11 protein-coding genes and 1 pseudogene are annotated in these 12,120 nt (G+C 68.9%); 3 read left to right on the forward strand and 9 right to left on the reverse strand.

Annotation, left to right across the window (positions count from 1 at the left end):
* Window positions 1-3: 3 nt before the first annotated feature.
* The 3 genes from DES41_RS05905 to DES41_RS05915 are packed head-to-tail and all read right to left on the reverse strand — an operon-like array spanning window position 4 to window position 3,959.
* A complete protein-coding gene (locus DES41_RS05905; RefSeq protein WP_114466628.1) occupies window positions 4-402 on the reverse strand; it encodes a YchJ family protein in 399 nt (132 codons plus the stop codon).
* Window positions 399-1,529, reverse strand: a complete 1,131-nt coding sequence (locus DES41_RS05910; RefSeq protein ID WP_114466629.1) for an acyl-CoA dehydrogenase family protein — start codon at window positions 1,527-1,529, stop codon at window positions 399-401. Before DES41_RS05910 ends, DES41_RS05905 begins: the two co-directional genes overlap by 4 nt.
* Window positions 1,530-1,577: 48 nt before the next feature.
* Entirely contained in the window at window positions 1,578-3,959 is a 2,382-nt protein-coding gene (locus DES41_RS05915; RefSeq protein WP_114466630.1) for an acetamidase/formamidase family protein, read from the reverse strand.
* A gap of 329 nt (window positions 3,960-4,288) precedes the next feature.
* Here DES41_RS05915 and DES41_RS05920 point away from each other — a divergent pair.
* Window positions 4,289-5,557, forward strand: a pseudogene (locus tag DES41_RS05920) (acetamidase/formamidase family protein); the annotation flags it as partial.
* A 9-nt stretch (window positions 5,558-5,566) separates the two neighbouring features.
* On the opposite strand, the gene DES41_RS05925 reads toward DES41_RS05920, so the two are convergent.
* The 6 genes from DES41_RS05925 to DES41_RS05950 all read right to left on the reverse strand — a co-directional run bounded on the left by DES41_RS05925 (window position 5,567) and on the right by DES41_RS05950 (window position 9,847).
* Entirely contained in the window at window positions 5,567-6,196 is a 630-nt protein-coding gene (locus tag DES41_RS05925) for a pyridoxamine 5'-phosphate oxidase family protein (protein ID WP_114466632.1), read from the reverse strand.
* The gene (locus DES41_RS05930; protein ID WP_114466633.1) at window positions 6,196-6,867 is read right to left on the reverse strand and encodes an SDR family oxidoreductase; all 672 of its coding nucleotides are present in this window, start codon (window positions 6,865-6,867) and stop codon (window positions 6,196-6,198) included. Before DES41_RS05930 ends, DES41_RS05925 begins: the two co-directional genes overlap by 1 nt.
* Window positions 6,867-8,060: an acetyl-CoA C-acyltransferase gene (locus DES41_RS05935; protein WP_114466634.1), complete on the reverse strand. Its 1,194-nt coding sequence runs from the start codon at window positions 8,058-8,060 to the stop codon at window positions 6,867-6,869. The genes DES41_RS05930 and DES41_RS05935 overlap by 1 nt, the downstream gene beginning before the upstream one ends.
* A 44-nt stretch (window positions 8,061-8,104) precedes the next feature.
* The gene (gene can, locus DES41_RS05940) at window positions 8,105-8,797 is read right to left on the reverse strand and encodes a carbonate dehydratase (RefSeq protein WP_114466635.1); all 693 of its coding nucleotides are present in this window, start codon (window positions 8,795-8,797) and stop codon (window positions 8,105-8,107) included.
* Window positions 8,798-8,893: 96 nt separating this feature from the next.
* Window positions 8,894-9,355, reverse strand: a complete 462-nt coding sequence (locus DES41_RS05945; RefSeq protein ID WP_114466636.1) for a PaaI family thioesterase — start codon at window positions 9,353-9,355, stop codon at window positions 8,894-8,896.
* A gap of 57 nt (window positions 9,356-9,412) precedes the next feature.
* Window positions 9,413-9,847: a MerR family transcriptional regulator gene (locus DES41_RS05950; protein WP_114466637.1), complete on the reverse strand. Its 435-nt coding sequence runs from the start codon at window positions 9,845-9,847 to the stop codon at window positions 9,413-9,415.
* A 107-nt stretch (window positions 9,848-9,954) separates the two neighbouring features.
* Here DES41_RS05950 and DES41_RS05955 point away from each other — a divergent pair, with 107 nt between their 5' ends.
* Both DES41_RS05955 and rpoH read left to right on the forward strand, forming a co-directional pair.
* The gene (locus DES41_RS05955; protein WP_114466638.1) at window positions 9,955-11,013 is read left to right on the forward strand and encodes an MBL fold metallo-hydrolase; all 1,059 of its coding nucleotides are present in this window, start codon (window positions 9,955-9,957) and stop codon (window positions 11,011-11,013) included.
* A gap of 154 nt (window positions 11,014-11,167) precedes the next feature.
* Complete coding sequence (gene rpoH, locus DES41_RS05960) at window positions 11,168-12,103, forward strand: RNA polymerase sigma factor RpoH (protein ID WP_114466639.1); 936 nt, start codon at window positions 11,168-11,170, stop codon at window positions 12,101-12,103.
* The last annotated feature ends 17 nt before the right edge of the window (window positions 12,104-12,120 follow it).

Genomic DNA, 12,120 nt, shown 5'->3' on the forward strand with positions numbered 1-12,120 from the left:
CGTTCAGCGCAGCCTGCCGTCGAGGTAGTGCCAGCGGCCGCCTTCGCGCACGAAGCGGCTGCGCTCGTGCAGGCGGTGGGCGCGGCCGGCGGCGTCGCGCTGGCGTGCAACGAACTCGACCTCGGCATGGTCGGCGTCGACGGGCCGGTGCTCCTTGACCTCGAGGCCCAGCCAGCGCGTGCCGGCGTCGAAGTTCAGCTGCGCGGGCCGGTGGCTGGCATGCCAGGTCGCCAGCAGGTAGTCGGCGCGCTCACGCACGAAGGCGGTGTAGCGCGAGCGCATGAGCGACTCGGCATCGGGCGCGGGCGTGGCGCCGAAGTCGTCGAGGTAGCGGCCGCAGCAAGCGGAGTAGTCCAGCGCGCGCTTGCGCACGTCGAGCCGGCCGCAGGGGCAGGCCGTCACGCCAGCGCGCGCGTGATCAAAATCTTCTGCACGTCGCTCGTGCCCTCGTAGATCTGGCACACGCGCACATCGCGGTAGATGCGTTCCACCGGGAAGTCGCTCACGATGCCGTAGCCGCCCAGCGTCTGGATCGCCGCGCTGCAGACGCGCTCGGCCATCTCGCTGGCGAACAGCTTGGCCATGGCGGCCTCCTTGAGGCAGGGCCGGCCGGCATCGCGCAGGCTGGCGGCATGCCAGATCAGCTGGCGCGCCGCTTCGATCTGCGTGGCGCAGTCGGCCAGCCGGAAGCCCACGGCCTGGTGCTGGAAGATCGGCTGGCCAAAGCTCTCGCGCTCCTTGGCATAGGCCAGCGCGGCTTCGAACGCGCTGCGCGCCATGCCCACGCTCTGTGCGGCGATGCCGATGCGTCCACCTTCGAGCGCGCCCAGCGCGATCTTGTAGCCCTCGCCTTCGGCGCCGATCAGGTGGTCGGCCGGGATGCGGCAGCCCTCGAAGTTGATCTGCGCCGTGTCGCTGCTGTGCTGGCCCAGCTTGTCCTCCAGCCGCGCGACCTGGTAGCCGGGCGCGTCGGTCGGCACGATGAAGGCGCTCATGCCCTTCTTGCCGGCGCCCTTGTCGGTCACCGCGATGACGATGGCCACATGGCCGTTCTTGCCGCTGGTGATGAACTGCTTGACGCCGTCGATCACGTAGCCGTCGCCATCCTTGCGCGCCGTGGTGCGCAGGGCCGAGGCATCGCTGCCCACATGCGGCTCGGTCAGGCAGAAGGCGCCCAGCATCTGGCCCTGCGCCAGGGGTTCGAGCCAGCGCTTCTTCTGCGCCGCGTTGCCGTAGCGCATGAGGATGGCGTTGACGGGGCAGTTGGTCACGCTGATGGCGGTGCTGGTGCCGCCGTCGCCAGCGGCAATCTCTTCCAGCACCAGCGCCAGCGTCAGGTAGTCGAGGCCGGCACCGCCGTGCTCCTCGGGCACGCAGATGCCGTAGGCGCCGAGCGCGGCCAGGCCCTGGTGGGCGGCCTTGGGAAAGAGGTGCTCGCGGTCCCATTGCGCGGCGTAGGGCCAGAGTTCGGCCTGGGCGAAATCGCGCACGGCGTCGCGGATCGCTTCCTGGTCGGGTGTCAGCAGCATGCGGTGTCTCCAAACGGAGGCGGCCTGGTTGGCGCCAAGCATTCGATGTTATCTGCCGTGCTCCGGGAACACGGTCTTGCGAATGACAGCGTGCACGCCCCAGTTGCCGTCCACCACCTGGGTCACGCCGAAGTCCACGGCCACCGAGATCAGCGAGACGGCCTCGTCCTCGTCCAGGCCATGGGCCAGCATCAGGTAGCGGCGCACCTTGTGGAAGGCGTCGCGCATCGCGCCTTCGAGCGAGGACTTCTTGTAGATCTCGGCTTGCGCGTCCTGCCCGAGTTCGGCCAGGTGGTTGGGCAGGCTGAAGCCCTGCAGCACCCACTCGCCGGGCGTCTCCAGGAACGGGTGGTCGAGTTCGCCGAGGAAGCTGCCAGCGATGTCGGCACGCTTGTGCACGACGAGTTGGAACACGCCGGTCAGCGAGCACTCGATGGCCGTGCCGCACAGTTCGGAGTCGCCCTGCGAGGCATGCGGGTCGCCGGCCGAGAACAGCGCGCCCGGCACCGACACCGGCAGGAACAGGCTGGCGCCCTTGCCGGCACGCCAGTTGTCCAGGTTGCCGCCGAAGTAGCCCGGCGGGATCGAGTCGACGTAGCCGCTCTCGCGCGGCGCCACGGCCAGCAGGCCGAAGTGCGGCCGCACCGGCACGCGCGCCTTGGCCAGCACGCCATAGCGCCGCGTGACCGTGGCCGGGTCCACCGGCACGCCGGGGTAGTCGATGGTCGGGTGCAGCACGCCGAAGGGGTCGGTCTGCGGCGTCCAGCGGAAGTTGTAGACGGCCTGGGCCACGGGCTCGGGTGCGTCGGCGTCGATCTCGTAGATCGTCACGACCTCGCGCGTGCGCGGCTCGGTCAGCTGGTCGCGGTAGTGGAAGCCCCACCAGGCCGCGGCGTTGCTGCCGAACACGCGGCCATGGTGGGCAGGCGAACAGCTGCGGCGCGGCTGGATGTCCAGGATGCGCACCTCCAGCACGTCGCCGGGCTCGGCCTCGCGCACATGGACGGGGCCGGTGCAGATGTGCACGCCGAAGCCTTCGCCGGCCCCGCGGCCGAAGACCGACGCGTCCATGGGGCCGGCGCCGCGCCGGTCCACGGCCTTGTGCGTGGGTGTCCACAGGAACACGCTCTCGGCACCCGGGTCGCCATCGACCATGCGCTCGCGGTCGTCGCTGGCATGCTGCGTCAGCGTCTCGATGGTCACGACGTCGCCAGACTTCACATACATGACCGGCGTCAGCGCGCGGTTCAGGTAGCCCCAGTGCACGGTCTTGTCGGAGACCGGCAGGTAGTAGTGGTCGCCGACCGGCTGGGCCGTGGCCACGGGCGCGGCGCGCTTCGGGATCAGGGCCAGGGCGGTGGCGTAGCGCGCGTGGTCGCGCAGCAGGGCCTGGAACGGGCTGTGCGCGGCCGCCCCGGCCGGCGCGCCGGCGGCCTGGAAGCCACTGCCGTGGCGCGGCCGGCCGCGCTGGTCGTGCGGCGCCTGGGACTGCGCCTCGGGCTGCGCACGGTAGGCGCGTGGCGACAGGCCGAAGCGCGCCGCGAAGGCGCGGCTGAAGTTGGCCGCATCGCCGAAGCCCCAGCGGAAGCACAGCTCGGCGATGGTGAAGTGGTCGAGCGCGCGGTTGGCCAGGTCGAGCCGGCAGCGCTCGAGCCGGCGTTCGCGCAGGTATTCGCCGAAGCTGGTGCCGCCGACCTTGAACAGCTTTTGCAGGTAGCGCGTGGACAGGCCTTCGAGGCGGCCGAGTTCCTCCAGCGAGAGTTCGGCGTCGCCGAGCCGCGCCTCCAGCGTGCGGCAGACCCGGCGCAGGTGGCCCAGCTGGACCGAGGTCGTGTCTTCCTGCGGTGCGGCGGCGGCGTGCGGCAGGCAGGTCAGCAGCACATCGGCCAGCGTGGCTTCGATCGGCAGCAGGTCGTGCGGCGCCAGCTGGTCGAGCTGCCCGGCGATGCCCTGCACCACGCCCATGCAGACCGCGCCGACGCCCTGGCCGTCGACGCGGCCCATGTCCTGCCCGCCCGTGCGCAGCAGCCGCAACAGGAAGCTGGCCGACTCCAGCCGCACCACGAGCGCGCGGAAATCGGTGTCCAGCACGATCTGCGCCGCGCGGGCCGGGTCCAGCACCAGCAGCGTGCCGGCCTTCAGCGCGTGGCGACCCGCCAGCTCTTGCGTGTGGCCGGCACCGGCCAACAGCGCGAACAGCAGCACCGGCGTGCCAGCGCCGGCCATGCCGGTGGACAGCTGCTGCGGCGAGCCCGAGAGGCTGGCGAACACCGAGCCCAGCGGCGACGCGCGCGAGGACACGTAGCCGGCCAGCGCCGGCCGCGCCGGCCGGCTGCGCAGCAGCAGGGGCGCCAGCGCCTCATCCCAGGCGGCCTGGCGCAGCGCCTCGGGAAAGGCGTCGATGGAGAAGCGGCGCAGGTCGTCGTGCATGGCGGGCCGAGCATACGGCGCACCTTGCCCGCCGCACGGCCAACCGGGCCACCGACGGCGCGGCGACAAGTTTTCGTGCGCGCTGCGACAACTGTCCGAGCCGGGGCGCGCCGGACACTGGTTCGCACCAACCACAAGCACAGGGAGTTCCCATGCAACACATCTGCAACGCCAGCTGCACCCACAGCAAGACGCCGGCCGAGGAGGCACTCGTCAAGGAGGAGTTCCAGGTCGCGCGCCGCTCGTTCCTGCGCGATGCCATGGTCGCCGGCAGCAGCGCCGTGTCGGTCGGCGCGCTGACCAGCACGATGGCGCCGAGTGCCTTCGCGCAGAGTGCGCGCGCCGGCAACGGCATGGCCAGCCACTACTACATCCCGGCGGCGGCCAACACCGTGCTGTGGGGCTACTTCAGCAAGTCGGCCAAGCCGGTGGTGGAGGTGCAGTCGGGCGACTTCCTGACCATCGAGACGCTGACCCACCACGCCAACGACGATGCCGAGCGCATGGTCAAGGGCGACAAGGGCGCCGAGAGCGTGTTCTTCTGGGACAAGCAGCGCAAGGGCGTGGACCGGCGCGGCGCAGGCCCGATGGACGCCAAGGTTGGCGCAGGCGGCGGCCAGGGTGTGCACATCTGCACTGGCCCGGTCCGCGTGCAGGGCGCCGAGCCGGGCGACATCCTGGAGGTGCGCATCGTCGACGTGGCGCTGCGCCCCAGCGCCAACCCAGCCTTCAAGGGCCGCGCCTTCGGCAGCAATGCGGCGGCGAACTGGGGCTTCCACTACGGCGACACGCTGACCGAGCCGAAGAAGCGCGAGGTGGTGACGATCTACGAGATGGACGCCACCGGCGAGCGCAACTGGGCACGCGCGGTCTACAACTACCGCTGGACGCCGCAGACCGACCCCTTCGGCATCGTGCACGCCACCATCGACTACCCCGGCGTGCCGGTGAACCACGCCACCGTCAGCAAGAACGAGAAGATCCTGACCAACATCCGCGTGCCGGTGCGCCCGCACTTCGGCACCATGGGCGTGGCGCCGGCCGAGGCCGAGATGGTCACCTCGATCCCGCCCAACCACACGGGCGGCAACATCGACAACTGGCGCATCGGCAAGGGCGCCACCGTGTACTACCCGGTGGCGGTGGACGGCGCGATGTTCTCGGTCGGCGACCCGCATGCCTCGCAGGGCGACTCGGAACTGTGCGGCACGGCCATCGAGTGCTCGCTGACCGGCACCTTCCAGCTGATCCTGCACAAGAAGGCCGACCTGCCCGGCACGCCGCTGGCCGAACTGCGCTACCCGCTGCTGGAGACGCAGGACGAATGGCTGCTGCACGGCTTCAGCTACGCCAACTACCTGGCCGAGCTGGGCCCCAAGGCGCAGGACGACATCTACACCAAGTCGTCGGTGGACAAGGCGCTGCGCGACGCGTACCACAAGATGCGCCACTTCCTGATGACCACCCAAGGACTGGGCGAGGACGAGGCCATCTCGCTGATGTCGATCGCGGTGGACTTCGGCATCACCCAGGTGGTGGACGGCAACTGGGGCGTGCACGCCGTGGTGAAGAAGAGCATCTTCCCGGCGCGCGGCTGAGCGGCGGCCTCAGGTGGACGGGGCGCGCTCCTCGTCCAGCTGGGTGCGGTAGCGCGCCAGCATCTGCTCTTGCGTCTCGGTGGGCGCGCCAGCGCCGATCTGGTCGTGGATCATCTGGTTCATGCTGGGCAGCGCGGCGCGCTCGGGCCAGGTCTCCGGCTTCCAGAGCTGCGAGCGCATGAAGGCCTTGGCGCAGTGCAGGTAGACCTCCTCGACCTGCAACTCGATGACGAGCTTGGGGCGCTGGCGCTCTTCGGCGAAGCGGTCGATGAACTCGGCCTCGTCGCGCAGGCGCGCGCGGCCGTTCACGCGCAGCGTCTCGTCGACATGGGGGATCAGGAACAGCAGCGCCAGGCGCGAATCGACGAGCAGGTTCTCCAGCGTGTCGAGCCGGTTGTTGCCACCCGAGTCGGGCAGCAACAGTGTGCGCGCGCCGGCCGACTTGACGAAGCCGGGGGCGCCACCGCGTGGCGAGGCGTCGAGCAGGCCGCCATGCACGCCGCCCGTGGCAACCACGCAGAACGGCGACAGCGCGATGAAGCGCTCCGCGTGCACATCGATGTGGTCGAGCTGCTTGCGCAGCGCGCGCTCGCCGGGGGCGGCGTACAGGCCGCGCAGTTGTTCCAGGTTCTGAATCATCACCACCCTTCGAAAGGTCTGCCGTCGTAATCCAGGAATGCGCCCTTGTGCTGCGGGCCGAGGCTCTCGAACGCCGCGCGCATGCCGGCTACGCTCTGGTCTACCGTCAGCGGGGCGGCGGCGCCACCCATGTCGGTCTGCACCCAGCCGGGCGACAGCGCGACGAGGATGGCCTGCGGATGGTCGTGCTGGGCCGAGGCAACTGCCATGTTCAGCGCGGCCTTGCTGGCGCGGTAGATCCAGGCGTAGCTGGAGTCCACGCCCGCGATGCGGCCCATCTCGCTCGTGATGAAGGCGAAGCGCCCGCGCGGCTGCGCCTCGACCAGTGGCGCCACCTGCGGAATCGCCTGCATGGCGCCCAGCACATTGGTGTGCATGAGCCGATCGAAGTCCTCGCGCGTGGGCGGCGTGCGCGCATCGGCCGTGGCCCAGGCGCCGGCCACGTAGAGCGCGATGTCGATCTTCTCGCCATCCAATTGCCAGGCCAGGCCGCTCACGCTGGCCGGATTCGCCACGTCGATGCGCAGCGGCGTGGCGCCCAGGGCCTTCAGGCGGGCCAGGCCCTCATCGTCGCGCGCCGTGGCGATCACGCGGGCGCCGGCTTCGCGGTACTGGCGCACGAATTCCAGGCCGATGCCGCGCGAGGCACCGATGACGAGGACCGTGGCCATCAGGCCAGTTCGAGCGCCAGGGCCGTGGCCTCGCCGCCGCCGATGCACAGCGTGGCGATGCCGCGCTTCTTGCCGCGCGCCTGCAACGCATGGATCAGCGTGACCATGATGCGCGCGCCGCTGGCGCCGATCGGGTGGCCCAGTGCGCAGGCGCCGCCGTTGACGTTGACGATGTCGTGCGACAGGCCGAGCTCGGTCATCAGCGCCATCGGCACGACGGCGAAGGCCTCGTTGATCTCCCAGAGGCCGACATCGGCCACGCTCCAGCCGGTCTTGGCCAGCAGCTTCTGCACGGCACCGACCGGCGCGGTGGCGAACCAGTTGGGTTCCTGCGCGTGCGTGGTGTGGGCCACGATGCGGGCGATGGGCTTGCTGCCCAGGCGCTTGGCCGTGGATTCACGCGCCAGCACCAACGCGGCGGCGCCGTCGTTGATCGAGGAGCTGGAGGCGGCGGTGATGGTGCCGTCCTTCTTGAACGCGGGCTTGAGCGTGGGGATCTTGTCGAGCTTGATCTTGCCCGGGCCTTCGTCCACGCTGACCACCGTCTCGCCGGCGCGGGTCTTGACGGTGACGGGTGCGATCTCGGTTTGGAAAGCGCCAGAGGCCGTGGCCTCCTGGGCGCGGCGCACGCTGGCGACGGCGAACTGGTCTTGCTCCTCGCGCGTGAAGCCGTACTTGGCAGCACAGTCCTCGCCGAAGGTGCCCATGGAGCGGCCGGCCTCGTAGGCGTCTTCCAGGCCGTCCAGCATCATGTGGTCCATCACCCGGTCGTGGCCGATGCGGATGCCGCTGCGGCCCTTCAGCAGCAGATGCGGCGCGTTGGTCATGCTCTCCATGCCGCCCGCGACCATCACCTCGTGCGTTCCGGCCAGCAGCATGTCGTGCGCCATCATCGCGGCCTTCATGCCCGAGCCGCACATCTTGGACAGCGTGACGGCGCCCGCGCCCTTGGGCAGGCCACCCTTGAAGGCGGCCTGGCGTGCGGGCGCCTGGCCCTGCCCGGCCATGAGGCAGTTGCCGAACAGCACTTCGCCGACGACATCGGGCGAGATGCCGGCGCGCTCGACGGCGGCCTTGATCGCCACGCCGCCGAGGTCGTGCGCCGCCAGCGACACGAAGTCGCCCTGGAAGCCGCCCATGGGCGTGCGCGCGGCGCCGAGGATGACGATGGAATCTTGTTGTGCGTTGCTCATGGAGGTCTCCTTCGAAGGTGGATGGGGGTTGGAAAGCGGGCGATTTACTCGTCGTCTTCCTCGGGCTGCAGCGGCTGGCCGCCGTCATGCCGGGGATAGCGCTTGATGGCGGCGCGGAAGATGTCGAGCACGGTGTCGGGATGGCTGATGCTGACCTTGAGGTCGTTGACCAGGCCATCCTTCAGGCCATAGCACCAGCCGTGGATGGTCAGCTGCTGGCCGCGCGCCCAGGCGTCCTGCACGACGGTGGACAAGGCCACGTTGCCGACCTGCTCGATCACGTTGATCTCGCACAGCGTGTCGTGCCGGTCCTGCTCGGTCGGCAGGTGGTCGATGCGCTTGCGGTGGCGCAACCGCAGGTCCGCAATGTGGGCCAGCCAGTTGTCGGCCAGACCCACGCGCTGGCCCAGCAGCGCGGCGCGCACGCCGGCACATCCGTAGTGGCCCGTGACCATGATGTGCTCCACGCGCAGGTGGTCCACGGCGAACTGGATGGTCGAGAGCGCGTTGAGGTCCGAATGCACGACCACGTTGGCGACATTGCGGTGCACGAACACCTCGCCGGGGTCCAAACCGGTGATTTCGTTGGCCGGCACGCGGCTGTCGGCGCAGCCGATCCACATGTAGCGCGGCTTTTGCTGCGCCATGAGGCCGGTGAAGAAGCCGGGACGCTCCTGCTCGACCCGCGCAGCCCAGGCGCGGTTGTTGGCGAGGAGGTGTTCGAGAGAGGTGCTCATCTGGTCGTTCCCTTTGCAAAGCTGTGGAATCTGGAATGGATCGCTGCGCCGCAGCAAACCCCGCATTTTCCGCGCTCAGCGGACGCGCGCTGCAACTCAGTGCCGAATGCCCTCGCGGCCGACCACCGCCATCAGCGTGCAGTTCATCGTGGCCACCAGCTTCTCGCACCCGTCGTCCAAGGCCAACGCCCGGCCCTCGACCACGGTGATGGTGCGCCCAGGCTTGAGCACCTGCCCGAGCATCCGAAAGCGCTGGCCCTTGGCCGGCGCCAGCAGATTGATCTTGAACTCGATCGTCAGTACCGCCGCATCGGCCGCCATCAGCGTGAAACCGGCATAGCCGCAGGCCGAATCGAGCGCCGTGGCGACCATGCCGGCGTGCAGGAAGCCGTGTTGTTGCGTGAGCCCGGGAGCCCAGTCCAGCTCGATCGCCACCAGGCCGGGATCGACCTGTGCCAGTCGCGCTCCCAGCGTCTGCATCGCGCCCTGCCGGCCGAAGCTGTCGTGCACGCGCGCGGACCAGTCGGCCACCTGGGGTTGGAAGACGGGGGTGCTCATCACGGCGCTCCAGACAGTTTTCAATTGACGTTTACGTAAACGTCAATCATAGCCAGCTCAGCTGGAACGCGCCAGCAGGGCGCGCGCCTCGCGCTCGTGCGCCTTGACCTCCTCGAGGTTGGCATGCAGCTCAGTCAGCTGCGCCTCCAGCGCCTGGCGGTGCGCGCCCAGCACATCCAGGAACTTGCGCAGCTGGGGCCCGGTGTCGCGCGGGCTGTCGTACATGTCCAGGATCTCGCGCGCCTCGTTCAGCGACAGGCCCAGGCGCTTGGCGCGCAGCGTGAGCTTGAGCCGCGTGCGGTCGCGCGCGGCATAGACGCGGACGCGGCCGCCCGGGCCGCTGCGTTGCGGCTGCAGCAGGCCCATGTCCTCGTAAAAGCGGATGGCGCGGGTGGTCAGGTCGAATTCGCGGGCCAGGTCGCCGATGCTGTAGGTGCCGTCGTCGGCGGCGGTCTCGTCGGATGGCTGGGGGCAGGAGGCAGCGTTGGTCATCGGCAGGCCATACGGAGGTGACAGGTGAAAGGATGGGCGCATTCCTAGAATGACGCCGGATTACAGATGACGTTTACGTCAACGTCAACCCAACCGGCAAACACCCCATGAATGCACTCGAAAGCCAGCTGAACTACCCATTCGGTGATCAGATGCCGGAACCGGGCAAGACGCTGGAGGTGGCGCCCGGCATGCGCTGGATCCGCATGGCGCTGCCGTTCGCGCTGGACCACATCAACCTCTGGCTCCTGCAGGACGAGATCGAGGGCCGCGCCGGCTGGACCGTGGTGGACTGCTGCATCTCGCGCAAGGAGGCCAAGGCGCAATGGGAAGAGGTGTTCGCCACCCAGCTGCAGGGCCTGCCCATCCTGCGCGTGATCGTCACGCACATGCATCCGGACCACATCGGCCTGGCCCACTGGCTTTGCACCCGCTGGAATGCGCCGCTGTGGATCAGCGCCACCGACTACCACGTGGCCCGGCTCAACACCCAGGGCACCAGCGGCAACGGCGGCGAAGCGGCCGCTGACTTCTTCCGCAGCCATGGGATGGCGGACCCCGCCGCGCTGGAGCAAGTCCGCGGCCGCACGAATTACTACGCCGACATGGTGCCGGACCTGCCGCGCCAGTACATCCGCCTGCTGGACGGCATGCACCTGCGCATCGGCGGGCGCGACTGGCGCTGCATCAGCGGCTACGGCCATGCGCCCGAACACATTGCGCTGTACTGCGAAGAGGCGGCCGTGCTGGTCGGCGGCGACATGATGCTGCCGCGCATCTCGACCAACGTCAGCGTCTACGACAACGAGCCCGAGGCCAACGCGCTGCAACTGTTCCTGGACTCCATCGACAAGTTCCGGCCGCTGCCGCCCGAAACCTTGACGCTGCCGGCCCACGGCAAGCCCTTTCGGGGCCTGCACACCCGCATCGACCAGTTGCATGACCACCATCGGCAGCACCTGGAGCGCGTCATGGAGGCCTGCCGCGAACGCGGTCCACGTACGGGGGCCGACCTGCTGCCGGTGCTGTTCACACGCAAGCTGGACCTGCACCAGACCACCTTCGCCATGGGCGAGGCCGTGGCCCACCTGCACAAGCTCTGGTTCGATGGCCACTTGCGGCGCCAGCGGGGCGAAGATGGGATCTACCGGTTTGCCATCACTTAGGCCTGGCTTAAGCCTGCGGAACCCAAAGGCGTCCGCCAGCATCCAACCTCGGTCGGGAAAAGCTTGCCCACACCCCCATCAAGGGTGCAGCCAGCGCCTTTAGCACTCACAACCGGAGAGTGCTAGTATTTCCCCTGAAGGAAAGGAATCTGGTATGAGTTTTCAAACTGGAACCACGTCCGTTGCGCTTGCCACGGCGAACCCCTGGTCGCTGGTCCCGCCGCTCGGCAACCTGGATGCGTACATCTCTGCGGTCAACCGCATGCCCATGCTCACCGTCGAGCAGGAGCAGGAGTACGCGCGCAAGCTCAAGAACGAGAACGATCTGGAAGCCGCCGGTAAGCTGGTGCTGTCGCACCTGCGCTTGGTGGTCTCCGTGGCGCGCCAATACCTGGGCTACGGCCTGCCCCACGGCGACCTGATCCAGGAAGGCAATGTGGGCCTCATGAAGGCCGTCAAGCGTTTCGACCCGGACCAGGGCGTGCGCTTGGTGAGCTACGCGCTGCACTGGATCAAGGCCGAGATGCACGAGTACATCCTGAAGAACTGGCGCATGGTCAAGGTGGCGACCACCAAGGCCCAGCGCAAGCTGTTCTTCAACCTGCGCTCGATGAAGCAGGGCTTCAAGGCCGATGCCGCAGAAGGCGAGACGCACCGCGACACGCTCAGCGAAGGCGAGATCGCGTCCATGGCCGAGCAGCTCAACGTGAAGCGCGAGGACGTGGTCGAGATGGAAGCCCGGCTCTCAGGCGGTGACGTGATGCTTGATCCTGGCCCGTCCGACGACGGCGAGGACAGCTACGGCCCCATCGCCTACCTGGCCGACGCCAAGCAGGAGCCGACGGCATTGATCGAGTCGCGTCAGCGCGACCGGCTGGCCAGCGATGGCATCAGCACGGCCCTGGCCGAACTGGACCCGCGCAGCCGGCGCATCGTGGAGGAGCGTTGGCTCAAGGTCAACGACGACGGCTCGGGCGGCATGACGCTGCACGAACTGGCAGCCGACTACGGTGTGAGTGCCGAGCGCATTCGCCAGATCGAATCGGCGGCCATGAAGAAGATGAAAAAGGCGCTGGCATACTACGCCTGACCCCGCCCTTCTCCGCA

Source organism: Pseudorhodoferax soli, assembly GCF_003337555.1.
In the GTDB taxonomy this organism is placed as follows: Bacteria; Pseudomonadota; Gammaproteobacteria; order Burkholderiales; family Burkholderiaceae_C; genus Pseudorhodoferax; species Pseudorhodoferax soli.

Coding starts and splice junctions, on each gene's coding strand:
- DES41_RS05910 (WP_114466629.1), bottom strand. CDS start 1,529: ATGCTGCTGACACCCGACCAGGAAGCGATCCGCGACGCCGTGCGCGAT.
- DES41_RS05915 (WP_114466630.1), bottom strand. CDS start 3,959: ATGCACGACGACCTGCGCCGCTTCTCCATCGACGCCTTTCCCGAGGCG.
- DES41_RS05925 (WP_114466632.1), bottom strand. CDS start 6,196: ATGATTCAGAACCTGGAACAACTGCGCGGCCTGTACGCCGCCCCCGGC.
- DES41_RS05930 (WP_114466633.1), bottom strand. CDS start 6,867: ATGGCCACGGTCCTCGTCATCGGTGCCTCGCGCGGCATCGGCCTGGAA.
- DES41_RS05935 (WP_114466634.1), bottom strand. CDS start 8,060: ATGAGCAACGCACAACAAGATTCCATCGTCATCCTCGGCGCCGCGCGC.
- can (WP_114466635.1), bottom strand. CDS start 8,797: ATGAGCACCTCTCTCGAACACCTCCTCGCCAACAACCGCGCCTGGGCT.
- DES41_RS05945 (WP_114466636.1), bottom strand. CDS start 9,355: ATGAGCACCCCCGTCTTCCAACCCCAGGTGGCCGACTGGTCCGCGCGC.
- DES41_RS05950 (WP_114466637.1), bottom strand. CDS start 9,847: ATGACCAACGCTGCCTCCTGCCCCCAGCCATCCGACGAGACCGCCGCC.
- DES41_RS05955 (WP_114466638.1), top strand. CDS start 9,955: ATGAATGCACTCGAAAGCCAGCTGAACTACCCATTCGGTGATCAGATG.
- rpoH (WP_114466639.1), top strand. CDS start 11,168: ATGAGTTTTCAAACTGGAACCACGTCCGTTGCGCTTGCCACGGCGAAC.